Source organism: Occallatibacter sp., assembly GCF_036502485.1.
Taxonomy (GTDB): Bacteria; Acidobacteriota; Terriglobia; order Terriglobales; family Acidobacteriaceae; genus Telmatobacter.
This window is the reverse complement of record NZ_DASXYM010000003.1, coordinates 13734-33508: the sequence shown is the minus strand read 5'-3', so window position 1 is coordinate 33508 and position 19775 is coordinate 13734. Positions and strand designations below refer to the sequence as shown.

The following is a 19775-nucleotide window of genomic DNA, read 5'->3' as shown; positions in this document are numbered from 1 at the left end:
TTTGCTGACCCTGTACTCACACAGACGGACTGGCCGCGCTCAAGGTTTACGCATTCGCCTCCGCGCGCCGTACACTTTTGCTATGGCAGAGACTCAGAGCCCCTCCACGCATATTCTGGAGCTCACGTCCGGCTCTTCGCCGGACCAGATTGCTGCCGCGCGCAGACTTTTGCTTGATTATGGGCGGTTTGTCGTCAGCCATCCGGCGGCGGCACGGTTCTGTTTTGGATCACTCGAAGAGGAAGCTGCGGGCCTGCCGCACATTTATACGGACCTGGCGGGTGGATGCTTGCTTGCTCTGCTCGGCAATGAGCCGGCAGGCTTTGTAGCATGGCGTCCCGCGCCCGGACCACTGGCGGAGGAAGCCTGGGAGCTCAAGCGCCTGTGGGTTGCTCCCGTGGGCCGCGGATCCGGCCTGGGCCGCAGGCTGACCGGGGCAGTGATCGACCGGGCGCGCGTCGCAGGACGCGGAGCCGTGTATCTCGATACGATTCCGGAGGCGATGGGGGCCGCGCACCGGCTCTATCTGGATATGGGATTCGTGCCGTGTTCCGCGTACAACGACAATCCCGTTGAGCATCTGGCGTGGCTGGTTAAGAAACTCTAGCCGGCGCGGGGTCAGGCGCAGGAGCGCCCGGCGGCCGCCCGCCCCGTTACTACCTCTGTAAGGTACAAACATTTCCCTTGCATTCGGCGGTACCCCATGTTAACTCTTGTGTCAACACCTCACAGTCCGGCTGCCCGGTTCCGGAGCCGTCAACAGGAAGAATCTCCGTGATCAAGATCGGCACTACGATTCGCGCGCACCGCCTGCAGCGTGGTTTGTCCCAGGGCGACATTGAGAAGAAGACCGGACTCCTGAGATGCTATCTGTCGCGCGTGGAGAACGGTCACACTGTGCCCTCTTTGGATACGCTCTCGAAGATTGCGCTCGCGCTCGATCTGCCGATCTCGCAGTTTTTCGCGGAGGACGGGATGGGCCGCCATCTCAATCCGCAAAAGCTGTCGGATGACGAGCTCAAATTCCTGTCCCAGATCCGGCGCTACTCCGCGAACCTCAACGACAGCGATCGCAAGCTTTTGCTGGCCATGGTGCGTAAGTTCGCGACTGCGACTGCAACTGCGACCGCGCGGTAGTTCATCTTATGGTGCGGGTCGATGGCTCTTACTGAATCCACGATGATGCTGGAGCTGGGGAGCGCAGCGCCGGACTTTTCTTTGCCCGATGTGGTGAGCGAAGAAACGGTGCGGCCGGAGAGTTTCCGCGGACAGGCGGGCCTGCTGGTCATGTTCCTCTGCGCGCACTGCCCGTATGTCAAGCATGTGGAGAAGGGGCTGGCGGTGCTGGGCGAAAATTATGCCGGCAGAATCGGCATGGTTGCGATTAGCAGCAACGATGTCGATATGTACCCCGACGATGGCCCCGAAGGGCTGAAGCGCCAGGCCGAGCGGCTGGGGTTCCGCTTTCCTTATCTCTACGATGAGACGCAAGCGGTGGCGCGGGCTTACAAGGCGGCATGCACGCCGGATTTTTTCCTGTTCGATGGCGAGTTAAAGCTGGCGTATCGCGGGCAGTTCGACCGCAGCAGGCCCGGCAACGGCGTCGCCGTCAGCGGCGAAGATCTGCGTGCGGCGATGGATGCGGTGATCGCCGGCCGCGCCATTTCAGCGGATCAGCGGCCGTCCATTGGCTGCAATATCAAGTGGAAAAAGCGCACCTGACGGCCCCTGCGCAGCGGGTAGATGAGGGGCCGGGGACCCGCAGGGGGGGCGCGGATCCCCGGGGCTGCAGAGCAGCACAGTTTCTTAGATGCACACTTTTGCCTGGCGTTCAGAGCGTCGGCGATTGGTCTCCAAGCAGCGCTTCACGAACAATCTTGATGGGCGGAAATCCCTGCTTCAGGAATTCATTGTGAAATTGCTCAAGTGAAAATGCGGCACCCTGCTTTGCTTTCAGGTCTTCGCGCAGCTTCATGATCTGGAGCTTGCCCAGCGTGTAATAAAGATACGTAGGATCCGCGGTCCCGCGCTTCGCCTCGACGATGCCGGTCTCCTTTGACTGGTAGCCTTCCTTCTGGAAGAACTCGACGGCCTGATCGTAGGTCATCTTCCCTGTGTGCATCTCAATGCCGACGATGAAGCGCGCGTTGCGCAGAAGAGCATCCTGCAACTGGCCGAGGCGGAGGAGCCTGGCCTCCCGATCATCCTTCGCGCCGGTGCCGGGTTGGCCATAGCCCGCGTCCAGCATCATCTGCTCACAGTAGTGAGCCCAACCTTCCACATTGGTGTTGGCGCCCAGCAGCTTGCGCACGCGGCTGGGCGCCTGCGGAACCCACAGGAACTGAACGTAGTGGCCGGGGTAAGCCTCATGTACGGCGGTGGAGATGATGGTGCCCACGTTGAACGAGTGCATGTAGCCTTCGACCTCGGCGGGGCTCATCTTCGCGTCGGGCAGCGTGACGTTGAAGTAGGCCTCCGTGGCGTGGTTCTCGTAGGGGCCGGGTGTGTCCATGCTGGCGAAGGTGGTGGCGCGCATGAAGGGCGGCGTCTCTTCGAGAATGGGGCGCACATTGGAGGGAATGGTCACGATGTGGTGATCGCGGATGAAGCCGATGAGGCTGTTGAAGGTCGCGCGAAAGCTGTTGAGAAGCTGATCGGGCGCAGGATGATCGGCGCCGAGCATTTCCAGAACCTGGCGCGGATCCTTGCCGGGATCCAGTTCTTTCGCCACGGCGTTGAAGCGCTGCTGATTTTTGCGCAGGTCGGCCCAGCCAATCTCCAGCAGCTTGTCGAGCGGCAGGTCGACCATGTCGTCATACGCAAGCTTCTTTGAGAAGGTGTCAGCGCCGATGCGGAAATCGCCGTTCGACTTTGGCAGCAGGTCAGATTTGAGCCACGCGAGATAGCTGTTGAGCGCGGCGATCACAGCCGCGTTGGTCTGCTTGAACTCCGACTGAAGGGCTGGATCTTTGGCGTCAACGAAGGCCAGCGGCACGTCATGCTCAAAGAAGCTCACCATGCCGGGAAGCTGCTCGATGGCGATCTCGGTGTAAATGCGCGGCGGGTTTTTGAGATTGGCGCGCGCCTCCTCGAAACGCGATGGCATCTGCTTTTCGCGCGCGATGAGCGAGCGGAGGCGGTCGTCAGGTGAGGCGAATTTGCGCTCCATCAGAGAGAATGCGGCGTTGCTTATGCCGCCCGAATAGATATCGGGATTCTTCTCCCACATGCGGACAGTCTCGAGCGAGAGCAGCGTGGAGCGGATGTTACCGAGGACGATCTCGCGGTCGCCGCGGGTGGTCTCGTCGAGCCCGGCGCCGGGGATCTCCTGAACGCGCTTCTCGAATGCCTGGAGCGCCGCGATCTCGGCCTCAATGCTCTTGCGCGAGAGGTCTTCGAGTTGGGTGTCGTACTGGTGGTAGCCGCTGAGCGTGCCCACTGTAGGGGCGTAGGGGAAGTAGACCTGATCGAAGTATTCGTCAGAAACCTTCTGAAAATTCTGCTGCTCGGAAGAGGCAGCGGCAAGGCCGGCGTTCGAGGACATACACGCTCCAATGACAAGTACGGCAAGGGTGGTCTTCATCGTCATCTCTCAGGTTGTCAGGCGTTGACCGGGGCAGGCGCCAGGTTGGTGATCAGTTCGCGAATCTCAAGAAGAATGTCGTCGGGGCGCAGGGCCGCGAGGGGGAACTTCAACACGCCCTGTGGCGTGAACTGCGCGCCGCGCTTGGCGTTCTTCGCAACGAGACGCATGAGGTTCTGCGGGTCGATGGTGGCGTTCTCCGCGAAGCGAAGCTGCAGTTCGGCGCGCTTGCGATCGATCTGCGCGATGCCGATTCTCTCGCACTCAAGGCGCAGCGACGCGGCCTCCAGCAGGTACACTGTCGCGTCCGGCAGCGGGCCGTAGCGATCTTCCATCTCCGCGCGGAGTTCCATGATGCCCTTCTCACTCTGCGAACCTGCCACTTTCTTGTAGAGGCGCAGGCGCTGGTTTTCTTCCGCGATGTAGCTCTCGTCAATGCGCAGCGGAATACCCAGGTTGAGCTGCGTCGCGGGCTTCTCTTCAGCGCCCTCGCCCTTCATTTCCTTCACCGCCTGTTCAAGCATGGAGGTGTAGAGCTCGAAGCCGATGGCTTCAATGTGACCGCTCTGCTCGCCTCCCAGCATGTTGCCGGCCCCGCGAAGCTCGAGATCGAGCGCGGCGATTTTGAAGCCCGCGCCCAGATCGCTGAACTCTTTGAGAGCCGCGAGGCGGCGGCGCGCAATCTCGTTCAGCTCGCCCTCCTGCGGGATCAGCAGATAGGAGTAAGCGCGGCGATTGGAGCGGCCCACGCGGCCGCGAAGCTGGTAGAGCTCGCTCAGGCCGTGGCGGTCAGCGCGGTTGATGACGATGGTGTTGGCGTTGGGTATGTCGATGCCGTTCTCGATGATGGTGGTGGCCACCAGCACATCGAATTCATGATGCATGAAGGCGAGGATGGCCTTCTCCAGCTCGCCTTCGCTCATCTGCCCGTGGCCCACGGCAACGCGGGCGGAAGGCACCAGTTCCTGAATGCGCGAGGCGATCTCGTAGATGGATTCCACGCGGTTGTGGACGAAGTAGACCTGGCCGCCGCGCTCCAGCTCCATCTCAATGGCGGAGCGGATGATCTTCTCGTCGAACTTGGCGACAACGGTTTGAATCGCCATGCGGTCCTTGGGTGGCGTTTCAATTACGCTCATGTCGCGCAAACCGACGAGCGACATGTGCAGCGTGCGCGGGATGGGCGTGGCGCTCATGGCGAGCACGTCTATCTCCTTGCGCAACTGCTTGAGGCGCTCCTTGTGGCGCACGCCGAAGCGCTGTTCTTCGTCGACGATCAGCAGGCCGAGATCCTGAAACTTGATGTCTTTGGAAAGCAGGCGATGCGTCCCGATGAGAATGTCGACCTTGCCATGCTCCACATTCTCGACAATCTGCTTCTGCTCCTTGACGGTGCGGAAGCGCGAAATCATCTCGATGTTGATGGGGAATTGCGAAAAGCGCTTTTTGAACGTCTCAAAGTGCTGGAAGCTGAGTACCGTGGTGGGAGTGAGCACCGCCACCTGCTTGGAATCCTGCACGGCTTTGAAGGCTGCGCGCATGGCTACTTCGGTCTTGCCGTAACCCACGTCGCCGCACAGCAGGCGATCCATGGGCGTGGTCTGTTCCATGTCGTACTTGATGGCGCGGATGGCGGAGATCTGGTCGTCGGTCTCGTTGTAGTCGAACGAATCTTCGAATTCCTTCTGGAACTCGTTGTCCTTGGAGAAGGCCGTACCCTCGGCGGTGTGGCGCTCGGCATAGAGCTTGAGCAGTTCGGCGGCCATATCCTGCATGGCCTTGCGCACGCGCGCCTTGGTCTTGACCCACTGCTGCGATCCGAGTTTGTTCAACACCGGCGCGGGCCCGGTATCGGTGGAGCGATACTTCTGGATCAGGTCGAGGCGCGTGAGGGGGACGTAAAGCTTGGCCTGCTCCGCGAATTCGAGAATCATGAATTCGACGGCGAGGCCGTCCTGCACGATTTCTCTCAGGCCCTGGTATTGCGCGATGCCGTGCTCGACGTGGACGACGTAATCGCCGATGGACAGGTCGCGGAAATCGGAGACAAAGGCCGCGGTCTTCGATCGTTTTGGCTCGGGGCGCGCGGCAATGTCGGCGTCATCGTTCAGATCGTTGGCGCCGAAGATGATGAGGTTCGCATCGGGGAAGCTGACGCCCGCTGCGATGGGCGTGCGCACAATGACCGGCACGCGCAGGTCGCCGGCCATGTAGCTCGCCTCTTCGAGCATGGTTTCGCCGCTGTGCGTGGTGGCGCGGCTGCCGAAGCGGTAGGGGATCTGGTACTCGCGGAAGACGGTCGCCATGCGCTCCACGTCGCCCTGGTTGGCGGCGGCAACGACGATGTGGGTCTCGGCTTCCATGAGCCTGCGCAGTTGTTCCGTGAGAGCGGGGATGGAGCCGTGGAAGCGCAGGGTGGGCCGGGTGTTCAGGCTGATCTCGCCGAGTGTGGAATCCTCGTCGATAACATCCACGGCGCCCAGCTGATCGATGTCGATGCCGAAATGCGCCTGCAGCTGGCCGTTGAGAATTTCAGGGCGGATGTAGATGTCTTCCGGCCGGATGAGGTTTCCGATGCCGCTGCGGTCGTGGCGCTGCTCCACCTTGTTCCACCAGCGATCGATCTGGTTGCGCACCATGCCGGGCTCATCGACAAAGAGGACGGCCTTGGGCAGCAGCTTCAGCAGATGCGTCTCCGCGCCGGCGACCGCGGCAAAGAACTCCCACCCAGGGAAGACGCTGACGCCGCCCGCAGCCGCGGCTTCGACAGCCATCTCATCCGCGTCAATGTCGCCTTCAATGTCGCTCTCCATATTGACCCGCTGCCTGCTGAGGCGCGCGTGCACGGCGGCCAACAGGCGTTCGGTGACAGGTGTCTCGGTGAGCGGCAGGAGTTGCGTTTCGTCGAGGCCCGATTGCGAACGCTGCGTTTCGGGATCGAACTTGCGGATGGTGTCGATTTCGTCGCCGAAGAACTCAATGCGCACCGGACGATCGGATTCAGGCGAGTAGACGTCGAGGATGCCGCCGCGGCGCGTGAACTGGCCCGGCATTTCGACCAGGTCCATCTGCGTGTAGCCCACGCTGGCCAGGTGCGCCGTCAGCACTTCAACGTCAATCTCTTCACCGCGCTTGAGGCTTACGGCCAGGCTGGCGTAGTAGTCGCGATCGAACAGCCGCATGGCTACGGATTCCACCGGGGTGATGACGATGGATGCAGCGCCCGTGGCCAGCTTCCACAACGCGGCCGCGCGCTGCTCCTGCACATCGGGGTGCGGGGAGAGATTTTCGAACGGCAGCACGTCATGCGCGGGCAGGCGGACGATGCGGGAGGGATCGAGCGCGCAGGTGAGCTCGCAGGCTGCGCGGATCAGGGGCTCCAGGGCTTCCGCCGCCTTGTTATCAGAGACGACGATGAGCACCGGGCGATCGACCGCGCGGGCCATCAAGGGGATGTAGAGGCAGCGCGCCGTTGCGGTGAGTCCGGACACGATACGGCGCCCCGAACCCAGGCTGAGGTGCCTGCGAACGCGCTCAAATGCCGGCGTGTGCTCCAGGTCCGCAAAGATTTCGCGGACGAACGGGAGAATCATCAAGAGCTAGTTTATCAAGTCGCGGAGATGGCCGATCGGCATGAGCGCAAGAAAACTCGCCATCCTCAGGCACTGATTGCGGGCGATTTTGCGGGAAGCGCCGCGCCGATCGTCAGCAGCCCACCCAGGACCAGGCAGCCGGCGATCGCCCACAACCCCGCCACGTAGCTGTGGGTAGCGTCGCGGAGCCAGCCCATCGCGTATGGCCCTGCGAAGGCCCCCACCGCGCCGACGGAGTTGACCAGCGCAATTGCGGCGCCGGCCGCCTTGCCGCTGAGCCGCCCGGTGGCCACGCTCCAGAAAATGGGCAGCGCGGAGAGCAGCCCCATGGCGGCCAGGCAGAAGCTGGCAACTGCTCCAGGCACCGAGTGGAAGTATCCCGCGGCGCCAAACCCCAGGCCGGCGGCGAGGAACAGCGCGGGCAGCACCCGGTAGCTGCGCCTATGGCTGGCCCAGTACATGGCCAGGGCGCCCGCGGCGAACGTGAGCGTGGCCCACCATCCGGTGGAGAGTGGCGAAGCGCCCCGTGCCACCAGGATCTTGGGGAGGAAGAAGCTGAGACCGTAGATGCCGGTGCTCCACATGAAGTAAGCCGCGGCGTCTCCCGCCACCTTGAGCCATGCGCGATCGGAACTCACGCTGTGAACAACTTCGTCCTGGGCGAGATCGCGCGCGACGGTTTCTCTTTCAGCAGGGGATAACCACGGGGCCGACAACGGTCCATCCGCAAGCACCCACCACGTGAGGATGCCCAGCAGTATGGCCGGCGCACCTTCCAGCAGAAACACCCACTGCCAGCCGCGCAGGCCGCCCGTAGCATCCATCAACAGAATGTGTGCGGAGATGGGCGAGCCGATCATATTGCACAGTGGGAACGCGAGCAGAAACAACGCCAGCACCCGCGTGCGCAGCCGACGCGGCAGCCAGAAGGTGAAGTAGTAGATCACGCCGGGGTAGAAGCCCGATTCGGCAATACCGAGCGCCGCGCGCAACGCGATGTACGCTGCCGTGTTGGGCACGAAGGCCGTGGCCATCGACACCACGCCCCATACGGCCATCAGAACCGCCAGCCAGCGCCGAGCGCCCACACGCGTGAGCACCATGTTGGCCGGCACCTGGAAGAGACAATAGCTGAGAAAGAAGACGCCCGCAGCAAACCCATACATGCGGTCGGAGACGCCGAGGTCGCGATTCATGGTGAGCGCCGCAAAGCTGATGTTCACCCGATCCAGAACCGCGACCGTGTAAAGCAGGATCAGGAACGGCACAAGCCGTGCCGCAATCTTGCGATAGACCGGCTGCATGGGCGCCGCGCTCATTTGTCGCCCAGCGCTTTGGCAAACGCGTAGAGGAACTGGAGCGACTTCCAGTAGGAGTCGACCGGCAGCCGCTCGTCCTGGCCGTGGGCGCGATCGTCGTCGCGCTCCAGCGCGATGGCCGAGTAGCCATACGTGGCGTAGCCGTCCTGCGCAAAATAGATGGAATCGCTGGCGCCGTTTTCCATCACCGGGGTCACGGGTACCCCCGGCCAGAGCTCCTGGGTGATGCGCGTCAGAGGCTCCATCACTTCAGGAATGGGCGCGATGGGGACGATGGCCTTGCGTTCCGGTGCGACATCAGACACCACGCCGCCGTCGGAAACGTACTTGACGCTGAGCTTGGAGTCGGCGAAGAGCTGCATGAGCTGCTGCCGAATCTCCTCCGGCGAGTGGCCGGGGAAGATGCGGCAGTTCACATTGGCCTGCGCGGTTTGCGGCAGGGCATTGTTGGCATGGCCGCCGGAGAGGCGCGTGGCCACGCAGGTGGTGCGGAAGTTGGAATTGAAGCTCGGCTCCGCGCTCAGGCGCGCGGCCGCCTGCACGTCAGGCGTCGCGGCAAGAATGGAGCGAATGTCGGCGGCGTTCTGGCCGGTCTCCTGCTTTTCAAGATTTTGGAAGTAGGTGCGGGTCACGTCGTTCAGCTCGAACGGGAAGGTGTAGTGGGCCAGCTTTTCGAGCGCAGCGGTCAACTCGTAAATGGCGTTGTCCGGCCGCGGGCGCGAGCTGTGGCCGCCGGGATTGGTGGCCGTGACCTGGTAGTCGGCGTAGACCTTCTCGGTGGCTTCCACGTCCGCAACGACCGCGCGGCCGTGATCGAGCTCGACGCCGCCGGAGTCGGGATTGATTACGTAGGCCGCGTCAACCAGGTCGCGATGTTCCTTGAGGAGCCACTGCGGGCCGTTGAACTTGCCGCCCTCTTCGTCAGCCGTGAGGGCCAGGATCAGGTCGCGCCTGGGCTTGTAGCCCTCCCGTCGGAGGCGTAGAAACGTTGCCACCAGACCCGCGTCGGAGTCTTTCATGTCCTGCGTGCCACGGCCGTAAAAGTAGCCGTCCTTCTCCACAAATTCAAACGGATCGGTGTGCCAGTCCGAGCGCAGCGCCTGCACCACGTCCATATGGCACAGGAACAGCGCCGGCTTGGCGCTCGGCGTGCCCCCGGCGCGATAACGGACGATGAGGTTCAGCTTGTTCTTGTCGGGCCCCAGCAGGCGCACGTCTTCGCGTGGGAATCCGGCATCGAGGAAGCGTTTCTCCATGGCGGCGTCGCCGGCCGTTACGCTGCCCTGGGGCGTGTCCGTGGTGTTGATCTCGATAAGCTGCTTGAAAATATCGCGCGCCTCGGCCTTGTCTGCAGGGGAAAGCGGCGCGATCTGCTGAGCCGGCGTAAGCGCGCCGGTAGCGAGAAAACCAAGGCACACGAGAGAGGCAAGACGGAGAGTGATGCTGGGGAAGTTCAAACGCAAAGAAAGCATGGCGGCATTGTACCGGGCGTGAAGGCTGGCTGGCGCTCAGGTTCGGGAGCAAGGCTTCGAGCAGGCTCGCGGATTGCGCAGCCAGCCAAACCGATTTATTGTGGTGCGGTCAGCCTTCGAGGTGCTTCATGCGTTTCCGATTTCAGCTTCCTGCCCTGCTTGCAGCCTTGCTGTGCGCCACCGCGATCTGCGGTGTGAGCCAAAATCTCGCCGCGAAGCCCAGGATCACGGGCGTCTCGCACCTGGCGATCTACACGTCCAACCCTGCGGCCACCGAGCACTATTACACCGTGAGCCTGGGGGCGGTTAAGATGGCCGACCCCGAAGATCCAAAAGGGGTGAAATACGCGTTCAGCAGAACGCAATATGTTGAAGTGCTTCCCCTGCCCGCCAATGCCGGCATCAACCGCATGGATCACGCGGCCTTCAACACAGACAGCGCCGAGCGCATGCGCAGATATCTCGCCGCCAAGGGCTGGGCCGTGCCCGACCACGTGAGCAAGGGCAGCGACAACAGCCTTTACTTCGAGGTGAAAGATCCCGAAGGGAACCGCATTCAGTTTGTGCAGGTCTCGCCGCTGGCGCATATCGATGCGCCCAAGGCCATCGGCACCCACATCATTCATTTTGGGTTCCTGGTGCACAGCCGGGAGAAGGAAGACACCTTTTATCGAGCGCTGCTGGGATTCAAGCCGTACTGGTATGGCGGCATGAAAGACAACAAGGTCGACTGGGTCAGCGAGCAGGTTCCTGACGGTCATGACTGGGTCGAGTACATGGTCCAGGGCGACAACGGCACGGGTATTCCGCCGAACATGTCGCAGCAAACCCTCGGCGTTCTGAATCACATTGCCATCGGCGAGCAATCAGTCGAGCAGGCATTCAAGACACTGAAGGACGGCGGCCGCCTGGAAGGTGTGAAGAATGACAATGCGACCAAGGTGGGCCGTGACGGCAAGGTGCAGTTGAACATGTACGATCCGGACGGCACGCGCGCTGAGCTGATGTCGCTGCACGCCGTGGAGAAGCCGTGCTGCTCGCCGTTCACCGCTCCCGATCCATCGGAATAGCACAAAGACGAGATAGTCTTTCATCGCTCTTAGTCGCGCCGCAGGCGCAATCGTCGTTAGCCCCGCGTTTCAATGCGGGGATGCCAACCAAATGATTGCCTGGTCCCGTAGGGGCGCTGGAACGCGCGTCACCCTGCGAAAACTCAATTCGATCGAGGCCCCGATGTTCAAAAAGACCGTTCCAGCTTTGCTTCTCTTTGTCCTTGGCTTCAGTGCCGCGCAGGCGCAGAATCACAAGCTCTCCCCCAAGTGGGAGGAGCTCACCGCGCCCGATTTTGTTCAGGCTATTCATCAGTCGCAGGGAGTGTGCGTGCTGCCCTTCGGCATCATTGAGAAGCACGGGCCGCACCTGCCGCTGGGGACGGACCTGCTGGACGTGCGTTATGCGGTGATGAACGCGGTCGAGCAGGAGTACGCGGTCGTCTTTCCGGAATACTACTTCGGGCAGATCTTCGAGGCGCAGCAGCAGCCGGGCACCGTGGCCTACAGCCTCAGCACCCAGCTCACGCTGCTGCAGGAGACGGTGAAGGAGATGGCGCGCAACGGCTGCAAGAAGGTCGTCATTGTGAACGGCCACGGCGGCAATAATTCACTGCTGCCCCTGTTCGCGCAGGCGCAGCTCGCCACCCCGCGGGACTACGTGGTGTATGTGTTTGGCCTGCCCAATGACCACGTACCGGGCCGCCCGGCGATGAAGTCGGACCCGAAGAATGATATGCACGCCGGTGAGACCGAAACCGCCAACATGCTCATCGCCCGGCCTGACCTGGTGCAGATGGATAAAGCGGATTCGCAATCCGGCGCCGACCAGCACCGGCAGAACCTGCCTGACAACGTCTACACCGGCATCTGGTGGTACGCAAAATTTCCCAATCACTACTCCGGCGTGGGCTCGGCCGCTACAAAAGAGTTAGGCGAGTTCGACCAGAAGGCCTGGGCGAGCCAGATCGCCGATGCGCTCCAAGCGATCAAGGCGGATGGGGATAGCCTGCGAATCCAGAACGAGTATTTTGAGAAGATTTCCCACCCGCTGGATACGAAACAGTGACAGGATTGGCCTTGGATTGAGAACGACAAGCCCATGAAATACATCGTGCATGCTTCTCATTTCGCGGTGCTCTTCACTCTCGCGATCTTGTCTGGCATTGCACAGACACCTTCGCGTGGTCACGGCAGCAAGGGGGTGCTTTGGGTTCCGCCGGTTATTAATCTGCCGGACGAACATCCGGGCCCCGGCGTCCGACGGGAGATGATTGGAAGGCTCAGGGTAGGATCGGTACCGATCATCCTCAACGAAACTTCGCGGGCCGCGGCTCAGAAGGCTCTGGGAGGAACGGTCGGTATCCAGGGGGATGCAGGAGACTGGGAAGCGTGGCTCTGTTATCAGGGTCACAATGCAAAAGGCCGATGGATGTTGTGGCTATTAAGCAGCGAAGTCGATAACGAAAACGTAAGCGGCTTACAATGGACCCAACTGTCCCCGGCCGAGGCTGCTGATCACCGCTGCAAGCTGATTTCCGGAAACAACACCGTCAGACTGCCCGACACGCTCAAGCTTGGTATGAGCGCGGCAGCAGTTCGCCAAGTGCTCGGCGAACCCACTCTCGTCTCCGGCAACTTGCTCGAATACTCACACGAGCACCACCAGACCATCGATCAACTCGACTACACCGTCGCAAATGACGTCAACTTAGTTCTTGAAAGCGGCAAAGTGCGGTCCATTCAAGTTTGGAGGTCAGTCATCAACTGAGTGCAGCAATCCCTTCGGCGGCCCACTCCCCGCGCTAAAATTTCTACATGCCTGCCGCAGCCGCTCTCTCGCCTGAGATCCTCGCCAAATACGAGCCCGTCATCGGCCTTGAAGTCCATGTGCAGCTTCTCACCGCCACCAAAATCTTCTGCGGCTGCGCCAACAAGTTCGGCTCTGAGCCCAACTCGAATGTCTGTCCCGTTTGTCTCGGGCTGCCCGGGTCCCTGCCCGTGCTCAATCAAAAAGCCGTTGAGTTTGCGACGACGGCGTCGCTGGCAATCAACTGCACCGTAAATCCGCGGTCCATCTTCGCGCGCAAAAACTACTTCTATCCCGACCTGCCCAAGGGTTACCAGATCTCGCAGTACGACAAGCCCATCGCGGAGCATGGCTGGATCGATGTGCCGACCGCCGACGGCTCGATAAAGAAGATCGGCATCACGCGCCTGCACATGGAAGAAGACGCTGGCAAAAGCCTGCATGACGGCTTCCCGGACTCTGCCAAACGCACCTACCTTGACCTGAACCGCTGCGGGACGCCGCTGTGCGAGATCGTCAGCGATCCCGACATCCGCACCCCCGACGAAGCCTTCGAATACCTGACGCGGCTCAAGGAGATCCTGCTCTACACCGGCGTCTCCGACTGCAACATGGAAGAGGGCTCGCTTCGATGTGATGCAAATGTAAGCGTCCGTCTCAAAGGCGCGGAGCGCTTCGGCACCAAGGCCGAAGTAAAAAACGTGAACAGTTTCAGATTCGTTCGCGAAGCGCTTGAATATGAAATCGAGCGGCAAATCGAGGTTATCGAGTCCGGCGGTCGCGTGCTGCAGGAGAGCCGCCTCTGGAATGCCAACGAGGGCCGAACTTACTCCATGCGCTCCAAGGAGCAGGCCCACGATTATCGCTACTTCCCTGAGCCGGACCTGCCGCCGCTGATCCTGTCACCGGAATTCCTGGAACATAGAAGAGCGGAGCTCCCTGAACTGCCCGAAGCGCGCCGGGCGCGGATGATCGCCGAGTACGACCTGAACGAAAAGGATGCGCGCACGCTTACGGCCTCGCGCGCATTTGCAGACCGGTTTGAATCGGCGGCGAAAACCGCGAAGAATCCACGCCGCGTGGCCAATCTCCTGCTCAGCGAAATCGGCGGACGCCTCAACGCGCTGGGTCTCGAACAGGAGAACTCGCCCGTCTCCATGGCCGGCATCGTGTTCGCGGCGGACCTGCTTGATGAGGGCAAGATCAGTTCCAAACAGATCAAAGGCCTCCTCGACGTCGCATTCGAAAAGGGCGAGGACTTCTCAGCCGTCTATGAGCGCGAGAAGCCCCAGCAGATCTCTGACAGCGGGGCCATTGAAGCCATGATCGACAAGGTGATTGCGGAAAGTCCCAAGCAGGTGGAGCAGTATCGCGCCGGCAAAAAAACCATGGCGGCGTTCTTTGTCGGCCAGGTCATGAAGGCGTCCAAAGGGCAGGCCAACCCCGCGCTCGTGAACGAACTGCTGACGAAGAAGCTGGAAGGCTGACGCAAAAACGGGGCTCCCCGCGAGAGCCCCGTTCTGCGCGAAAGAAATTTCTGCTGCCTACTTGAACTTCAGCTCCGCTTCCACATCCTTGCGCGTGTCCCAGGAGCTGATGGTCTTGGTGGCGCTCTTCTTGCCATTCTTCTCCGCCCACAAGTCGAAATCGTCAGACATGTTCACCTGAGCAAAACGAAAGCGCCCCTCCTTCGTGGATGTGTAACTGCGGATCGACTTGGTTTTGGTATTGCGCAGGAAGACCGTTGCGCCTGCCACCGCCGCGGATGCATCGTCCAGAACAGCGCCGTTGACAACCCGCTGTCCCAGGTTCTGCGCCTGGGCAACAGGAACGGCAACGCGGCTGGCCGCCGGCACAAAGCCAAGAGCCAGCGCCGCAAATGCAATGCCGGCGGCCAGGCGTGCTTGAATTCTCATTCGTCCTCTTCCTCTTCTTCTTCAAATAAGTCGTCGTCATCATCTTCCGCGTCGTCGCCCACCCGGGTCAACTCCAGCGGCTCGACGCCGACCACTTCATACTCGCTGCCACATTCTTCACAGGACACCACGTCCCCTTCCTCGACCTCGTCGAGTTCAATATCCAGGGCGTTCTCGCATTCAGGGCACGTTGCCATCACCCAACCTCTCTTCCTCAAGACCTTAAAGGGCCATACTGTAGGATTGCGTTACTTGGAGTTCGACTCCGCTAGTTTTAGATGGATGCCCTCCTCAGGTCAAGAGGGCGGGCACCGCAAAAATTCCCCTTTCGTACTGTGGAGAAGCTTTGATGCGCCTTCCTTTGCTGTTTCTGCTCTGCGGCATGGCCGCGGGAGCGCCTTCTTGCCTCGCACAGACCGACTACGCGCGCCCCGGCCGGCCGCTTGCTCCTGCGCCCGCCGATCCTGCGATTGCCCGCGCCATCGCCCGCATTGACCCTGCCCGAATCCACCAGATCATCGAAAAGCTGGTGACTTTCCAGACGCGCAACTCGCTCTCCAGCATGGAAACCGATCTGCCCTCCGGCACCGGCGTGCAGGCCGCCGCGGACTGGATCTTCGACCAGTTTCAGCAGATCTCTATTGAGTGTGGCGGCTGCCTCGAAGTTCGCCGCGACACGTTCACGGCCGACCCCAACAGTGCTGAAGGCACTGCCTGGGCAAAGCGCATCCCCAAGCCCACGCGCATGACGAACGTGTATGCCATCCTGCGCGGCACGGATCCCGCCCAGGCCAACACCATGTACCTGGTGACCGGCCACTATGACTCGCGCAACACCAATGTTCTCGACGATCACGGCTTTGCTCCCGGCGCCAACGACGACGCGTCGGGTGTGGCTGTGTCGCTGGAATCGGCGCGTGTGCTGAGCCAGCTCAAGTTCCCCGCCAGCCTTGTGTTTGTCGCCGTCGCCGGGGAAGAACAGGGGCTGGTAGGCTCGGCGCACCTCGCCAGGCTGGCCAAAGAGCAGGGCTGGAACCTGCTGGGCGTGCTGAATGACGACATTGTGGGCGGCAACACCACGCCCGGCGAAACCCTGCAGCTCAAGGACCGCATTCGCGTGTTCTCTGAGGGGGTTCCGGTCTCGGCCACCGCGGAGCAGCAGCGCCGTATCCGTGCGCTGGGCGCCGAGAACGACTCCCCCAGCCGCGAACTGGCGCGCGCCGTGGAGGACGCCGGAAAGACCTATTTCCCCGCAGCCGGCGCAGGCGGAAAGCCCTCCTTCCGTGCGTTTCTGGTATCGCGGCCTGACCGGTATTTGCGCGGTGGTGATCATAGCTCGTTCAATCGCGAAGGGTTTGCCGCCGTTCGTCTCACGGAATGGCGTGAAGACTACAACCATCAGCACCAGAACGTGCAGCGTGACGCCAGGCCCGTTCTCGGCGACCTGTTGGAGTTCGTAGATTTCACTTATGTCGCCAGGGTTGCCCGGATCAACGCCGCCACACTGGCCACACTTGCCTCCAGTCCCGGTGAACCCCAAAAGGTTCAAATCGATGCGGAGAGGCTGGAGAACGGCACCACCCTGAACTGGCAGCCTCCGGCGGGAAAGGTGGCGCACTACGATTTGCTGTGGCGGGAGACCACGGCGCCGGACTGGCAGTACACAATCCAGGTTCCCCCGGCCGCGGAGAATGGCCCTGTTTCCATCACCGTTCCCGTTTCCAAAGACAACGTAATCTTCGGCGTGCGGGCGGTGGACGCCGCCGGCCACCGCGGCCTGGTGGTGGCGCCTTAGCCCTGTTACAACCACCAGAATGACAGTGCCGCGCCGCTCGCGTTAACCTGATCAACGATGGCCAGAATGGGCTCCATGCCGTTTGGGTTCCCCGACTTCCGCGGGGCCACGCGCCAGCTTGTGCTGGCCAACCTCGTTGCTTACTTCCTGCTCGCAGTCGCCGGCCTGGCGCTGTCCCCTGCGGCCATGAGCTACATCGGCGCGCACTTCTCCTTCGTTCCCGAGTACTTTCTGCACGGATGGCTGTGGCAGCCGCTCACTTACAGCTTCATCCACCCCGCGGGCGCGGTCCTCGGCACGCTCTTTGAGCTGCTCTCGCTCTGGTTCCTGCTGGGATTTCTGGAGCCTTACCGCGGCGCCAACTGGGTGATGGGACTGTACGCGTCTGCCGTGATCGCCACCGCGATTGTGGGAGCCGCCATTTACCAGGCTGCCGACAAGGTCGGCCACCCCATGGACCAGGCGCCCATTTACGGCTGCATGGGCGGCATCTTCGGCCTGCTCGTCGCCATCGGCGTCCTGTTTGGCGAAACCGAGTTCATGATGATGTTCATCATCAACATCAAGGCCAAGTACCTGGCCATCATTTACGCGCTCATCGCCTTCGCCATGATCTTCGGCCAGAACAAGCTCTATGCCTTTGCGCAGCTCGGCGGAGGGTTGGGCGCTCTGCTCTTCATTCGCTTCGCTCCCAGGCGCGGAGTCGGGTTTGCAGCCAGCGAATGGGTCTACGGGCTCCGCAACCGCTATTACCGCTGGAAGCGGCGCCGCGCCGGCCGCAAGTTCGAGGTCTATATGAAGAAGCAGGGCCGCACCGTGCGCCTTGACAGCCGCGGACGCCAGATTGAAGACGACCCCAACGATCGCTCGCGCTGGAACTAAAGAACAGGGGAGTAGGGAATAGGGAGTAGCAGGCACTAGGTACCAGGGACCAGGACCAGAAGAGCAGGGGTTAGGCGATAGGCTCCGTTTGCCGCACTCATTCCCTAGTCCCTGCCTCCCTACTCCCTGCCTTCCGCATCCGTGCCCGCAATGCGACGGTTGCCGCGCGGTGGCACCGCAGGCACAGCGTGCGGATGTTGTCGAGGTCGCATTCGCCTCCGCCTTCGGCCACCGGCAAAATGTGATCCGCATCCCACAGGCTCCTGCGCGTGCGCGTTCTGAGACCCCAGTGCTTAAGCAGCTCCGCCCGCCGCGCGCTCCGGGAGTGCCGCAATTGCCGCCCCGCCGTCATCGTGTCCACCCCGCAGCCGGAACAGATGCCGCGATCGCGCTCAAACACCTTGTCGCGCACATAGCCCGGCTGAGTGCGCAGCTTCCACTCGTGTACGCAGTATTGCGAGCAAAACGTGTACCGCCGTGGCGGGACCTCAAGAGCACACCAGCGGCAGATTCCTCTCCCATTCGGGCCGCGAGGACCGGCCGTGCGATTGACCCATCCGCCCCTCATGACCCGCCGCAGGCTCATACTCCTGTTCTAAATCTCGAGGGACGCCCCAATGCTGTGCTGTGTTCACGACGCACCTGATCCGTTATCCCTCTGCGGGCTCGATAGCGCGGCGCACAATCGCGGTCAGCATCCCGCCGGCTGCCTTCCCGGCTGCTGCCTGCTCCTCGAAATTCCGGAAAGCATTCTGAAGTTCCACTTGCGGTCCGGCTTCGCTCCTGTCATCCTTGGTTCATCATCAAGGTCTGTGATCCGCGCCTGAAAGGCGCGCCGGGGTTCCGGGGGGGCTGGTTTCAGCCTGGCCCGGAGAATGGGGACCCTCGGCTGAGTTCTTTGTACGTCAGGACCGGCCCTTGATCACTGGGGATTAAGAAACAACATGCCGACTCTTGATCGGCGCCAGGCCTTGCGGCTTATGGCGCTGACTGCTGGCTGCGCCGCTGCGCCGTCCAGTTTTGCCTTGGCGGGACAGATTCCCCGGCTCGACCGGGACGAAGAGTCGTTCCTGGACGATTTCATCCGGCAGGGCTGCCTCTACTTCTATGAGCAAGCCAGTCCGCTCACCGGACAGGTGCTCGACCGCGCCCGCAACGACGGGGACGGCGCCCGCGATCCCCGCCGCATGGCGTCGATCGCCGCCACCGGCTTCGGACTCACCGCTCTGTGCATCGCCGACAGCCGCGGCTATCTTCGCCACGATCAGGTCATCGCCCGCGTCCGCGCCACCCTGGAGTGGCACCTCAACCAGATGCCCGAGGTGCACGGCTTCTTCTACCACTTCACAGACGTTGAGACCGGCCGCCGCTGGAACCGCGGCGTCGAAGTCTCCTCCATCGATACGGCCCTGCTGCTGTGTGGCGTCCAGACCGTCCGCGCGTACTTCTCAGACCAGACCATCCGTTCTCTTGCCCAGCAGATCTACGAGCGCGTCGATTGGCCCTGGATGCTGAATGGCGGCTCCGCCTTCTCCATGGGCTGGAAGCCCGAAACCGGCTTCCTGGCCGCCCGCTGGAGCCACTACTGCGAGCTGATGATGATTTACCTGCTCGCCCTCGGGTCGCCCACCCATCCTGTCTCGCCTGACACCTGGAAGGCCTTCTCCCGGCCGCGGGTGCAGTATGCCGGGCTCGATTTCATCAGCGGCAACGACCCCCTCTTCACCCATCAGTACTCCCAGGCCTGGTTCGACTTCCGCCACAAGCGCGACGCCTATGCGAACTACTTCGATAACTCCATCAGCGCCACACGCGCGCACCGGGCTTTTTGCCTCTCCATGCCCAGGTGGTACCGGAGCGACTACTGGGGCGTAACGGCCTCTGACTCCATGCGCGGTTACACCGCATGGGGAGCCCTCGGCTCCAGCTCCCGGCTGGACGGCTCCGTGGTCCCATCGGCCGCCGCCGGCTCACTGCCTTACCTGCCCTCCGAGTGCCTCAGCGTGCTGCGTGCCATGCACGCCCGCTATGGCGAACGCGCCTGGGGTCGCTATGGCTTCGTGGACGCCTTCAACCCCGCCGCCCGCTGGTACAACCCCGACGTCCTCGGCATCGATCTCGGCATCGGCGTGCTCATGGCGGAAAACCTGCGCTCCGGCATGGTGTGGCAAACCTTCATGCGCAATGCCGACGCGGATCGCGCTATGGAACTCGCGGGCTTCCACCCCGACGGACTGGCCTGATCGCGACCTGCCCGCTCACTTAAGTTCAAGGCTTTTAGACTCCGTCCTGAACCACCGCCGATTGAGAGCATCCGAGCACCGCCCCGCTTCCGCCACGCCAAACAAAACCGCAA

The 19775-nt window shown here is 62.0% G+C and carries 17 protein-coding genes; 10 read left to right on the top strand and 7 right to left on the bottom strand.

What is annotated here, in order from left to right:
• The first annotated feature begins 82 nt into the window (after positions 1-82).
• From VGL22_RS00625 to VGL22_RS00615, 3 genes are all read left to right on the top strand, one after another.
• Positions 83-607 (top strand): GNAT family N-acetyltransferase, encoded by a 525-nt coding sequence (locus VGL22_RS00625; RefSeq protein WP_465264933.1) that lies wholly within the window; start codon positions 83-85, stop codon positions 605-607.
• 170 nt (positions 608-777) lie between these two features.
• Complete coding sequence (locus tag VGL22_RS00620) at positions 778-1137, top strand: helix-turn-helix domain-containing protein (protein WP_465264995.1); 360 nt, start codon at positions 778-780, stop codon at positions 1135-1137.
• 21 nt (positions 1138-1158) lie between these two features.
• Positions 1159-1722, top strand: coding sequence for a thioredoxin family protein (locus tag VGL22_RS00615; protein ID WP_465264932.1), 564 nt, complete (start codon positions 1159-1161; stop codon positions 1720-1722).
• A 109-nt stretch (positions 1723-1831) separates the two neighbouring features.
• Here VGL22_RS00615 and VGL22_RS00610 read toward each other — a convergent pair whose 3' ends face one another.
• The 4 genes from VGL22_RS00610 to VGL22_RS00595 form a co-directional block, all read right to left on the bottom strand.
• Entirely contained in the window at positions 1832-3583 is a 1752-nt protein-coding gene (locus VGL22_RS00610; RefSeq protein WP_465264931.1) for a DUF885 domain-containing protein, read from the bottom strand.
• 17 nt (positions 3584-3600) lie between these two features.
• On the bottom strand, positions 3601-7176 hold the full coding sequence (gene mfd / locus VGL22_RS00605; RefSeq protein ID WP_465264994.1) for a transcription-repair coupling factor: 3576 nt from the start codon (positions 7174-7176) through the stop codon (positions 3601-3603).
• A 65-nt stretch (positions 7177-7241) separates the two neighbouring features.
• Entirely contained in the window at positions 7242-8495 is a 1254-nt protein-coding gene (locus VGL22_RS00600; protein ID WP_465264930.1) for an MFS transporter, read from the bottom strand.
• The gene (locus VGL22_RS00595; RefSeq protein ID WP_465264929.1) at positions 8492-9967 is read right to left on the bottom strand and encodes a M20/M25/M40 family metallo-hydrolase; all 1476 of its coding nucleotides are present in this window, start codon (positions 9965-9967) and stop codon (positions 8492-8494) included. The genes VGL22_RS00600 and VGL22_RS00595 overlap by 4 nt, the downstream gene beginning before the upstream one ends.
• 128 nt (positions 9968-10095) lie before the next feature.
• Between VGL22_RS00595 and VGL22_RS00590 the strand changes: the two genes are divergently transcribed.
• From VGL22_RS00590 to gatB, 4 genes are all read left to right on the top strand, one after another.
• Positions 10096-11037, top strand: coding sequence for a VOC family protein (locus VGL22_RS00590; RefSeq protein ID WP_465264928.1), 942 nt, complete (start codon positions 10096-10098; stop codon positions 11035-11037).
• Between the two features lie 163 nt (positions 11038-11200).
• On the top strand, positions 11201-12085 hold the full coding sequence (locus VGL22_RS00585; RefSeq protein WP_465264927.1) for a creatininase family protein: 885 nt from the start codon (positions 11201-11203) through the stop codon (positions 12083-12085).
• 33 nt (positions 12086-12118) lie between these two features.
• Positions 12119-12787, top strand: coding sequence for a hypothetical protein (locus tag VGL22_RS00580; protein ID WP_465264926.1), 669 nt, complete (start codon positions 12119-12121; stop codon positions 12785-12787).
• A gap of 47 nt (positions 12788-12834) precedes the next feature.
• Positions 12835-14313 (top strand): Asp-tRNA(Asn)/Glu-tRNA(Gln) amidotransferase subunit GatB, encoded by a 1479-nt coding sequence (gatB, locus tag VGL22_RS00575; RefSeq protein ID WP_465264925.1) that lies wholly within the window; start codon positions 12835-12837, stop codon positions 14311-14313.
• A 57-nt stretch (positions 14314-14370) separates the two neighbouring features.
• Here the strand turns inward: gatB and VGL22_RS00570 are convergent, their stop codons facing one another.
• Both VGL22_RS00570 and VGL22_RS00565 read right to left on the bottom strand, forming a co-directional pair.
• The gene (locus VGL22_RS00570; protein WP_465264924.1) at positions 14371-14742 is read right to left on the bottom strand and encodes a carboxypeptidase-like regulatory domain-containing protein; all 372 of its coding nucleotides are present in this window, start codon (positions 14740-14742) and stop codon (positions 14371-14373) included.
• Positions 14739-14939 (bottom strand): hypothetical protein, encoded by a 201-nt coding sequence (locus VGL22_RS00565; RefSeq protein WP_465264923.1) that lies wholly within the window; start codon positions 14937-14939, stop codon positions 14739-14741. Before VGL22_RS00565 ends, VGL22_RS00570 begins: the two co-directional genes overlap by 4 nt.
• A gap of 152 nt (positions 14940-15091) precedes the next feature.
• On the opposite strand from VGL22_RS00565, the gene VGL22_RS00560 reads away from it, so the two are divergent.
• The gene (locus VGL22_RS00560) at positions 15092-16537 is read left to right on the top strand and encodes a M28 family metallopeptidase (protein WP_465264922.1); all 1446 of its coding nucleotides are present in this window, start codon (positions 15092-15094) and stop codon (positions 16535-16537) included.
• A gap of 57 nt (positions 16538-16594) precedes the next feature.
• On the top strand, positions 16595-17419 hold the full coding sequence (locus VGL22_RS00555; RefSeq protein WP_465264921.1) for a rhomboid family intramembrane serine protease: 825 nt from the start codon (positions 16595-16597) through the stop codon (positions 17417-17419).
• A gap of 97 nt (positions 17420-17516) precedes the next feature.
• Here VGL22_RS00555 and VGL22_RS00550 read toward each other — a convergent pair whose 3' ends face one another.
• On the bottom strand, positions 17517-17771 hold the full coding sequence (locus VGL22_RS00550; protein ID WP_465264993.1) for an HNH endonuclease: 255 nt from the start codon (positions 17769-17771) through the stop codon (positions 17517-17519).
• Positions 17772-18363: 592 nt separating this feature from the next.
• Here VGL22_RS00550 and VGL22_RS00545 point away from each other — a divergent pair.
• Complete coding sequence (locus VGL22_RS00545) at positions 18364-19662, top strand: glucoamylase family protein (protein WP_465264920.1); 1299 nt, start codon at positions 18364-18366, stop codon at positions 19660-19662.
• Positions 19663-19775 lie beyond the last annotated feature (113 nt).

What these genes read in the sequence shown, in the direction of transcription:
- VGL22_RS00560 (WP_465264922.1), top strand. Translation starts at nt 15,092, where the DNA reads ATGCGCCTTCCTTTGCTGTTTCTGCTCTGCGGCATGGCCGCGGGAGCG.
- VGL22_RS00555 (WP_465264921.1), top strand. Translation starts at nt 16,595, where the DNA reads ATGGCCAGAATGGGCTCCATGCCGTTTGGGTTCCCCGACTTCCGCGGG.
- VGL22_RS00615 (WP_465264932.1), top strand. Translation starts at nt 1,159, where the DNA reads ATGGCTCTTACTGAATCCACGATGATGCTGGAGCTGGGGAGCGCAGCG.
- VGL22_RS00595 (WP_465264929.1), bottom strand. Translation starts at nt 9,967, where the DNA reads ATGCTTTCTTTGCGTTTGAACTTCCCCAGCATCACTCTCCGTCTTGCC.
- gatB (WP_465264925.1), top strand. Translation starts at nt 12,835, where the DNA reads ATGCCTGCCGCAGCCGCTCTCTCGCCTGAGATCCTCGCCAAATACGAG.
- VGL22_RS00545 (WP_465264920.1), top strand. Translation starts at nt 18,364, where the DNA reads ATGCCGACTCTTGATCGGCGCCAGGCCTTGCGGCTTATGGCGCTGACT.
- mfd (WP_465264994.1), bottom strand. Translation starts at nt 7,176, where the DNA reads ATGATTCTCCCGTTCGTCCGCGAAATCTTTGCGGACCTGGAGCACACG.
- VGL22_RS00600 (WP_465264930.1), bottom strand. Translation starts at nt 8,495, where the DNA reads ATGAGCGCGGCGCCCATGCAGCCGGTCTATCGCAAGATTGCGGCACGG.
- VGL22_RS00590 (WP_465264928.1), top strand. Translation starts at nt 10,096, where the DNA reads ATGCGTTTCCGATTTCAGCTTCCTGCCCTGCTTGCAGCCTTGCTGTGC.
- VGL22_RS00550 (WP_465264993.1), bottom strand. Translation starts at nt 17,771, where the DNA reads ATGACGGCGGGGCGGCAATTGCGGCACTCCCGGAGCGCGCGGCGGGCG.
- VGL22_RS00580 (WP_465264926.1), top strand. Translation starts at nt 12,119, where the DNA reads ATGAAATACATCGTGCATGCTTCTCATTTCGCGGTGCTCTTCACTCTC.
- VGL22_RS00585 (WP_465264927.1), top strand. Translation starts at nt 11,201, where the DNA reads ATGTTCAAAAAGACCGTTCCAGCTTTGCTTCTCTTTGTCCTTGGCTTC.
- VGL22_RS00610 (WP_465264931.1), bottom strand. Translation starts at nt 3,583, where the DNA reads ATGAAGACCACCCTTGCCGTACTTGTCATTGGAGCGTGTATGTCCTCG.
- VGL22_RS00570 (WP_465264924.1), bottom strand. Translation starts at nt 14,742, where the DNA reads ATGAGAATTCAAGCACGCCTGGCCGCCGGCATTGCATTTGCGGCGCTG.
- VGL22_RS00565 (WP_465264923.1), bottom strand. Translation starts at nt 14,939, where the DNA reads ATGGCAACGTGCCCTGAATGCGAGAACGCCCTGGATATTGAACTCGAC.
- VGL22_RS00625 (WP_465264933.1), top strand. Translation starts at nt 83, where the DNA reads ATGGCAGAGACTCAGAGCCCCTCCACGCATATTCTGGAGCTCACGTCC.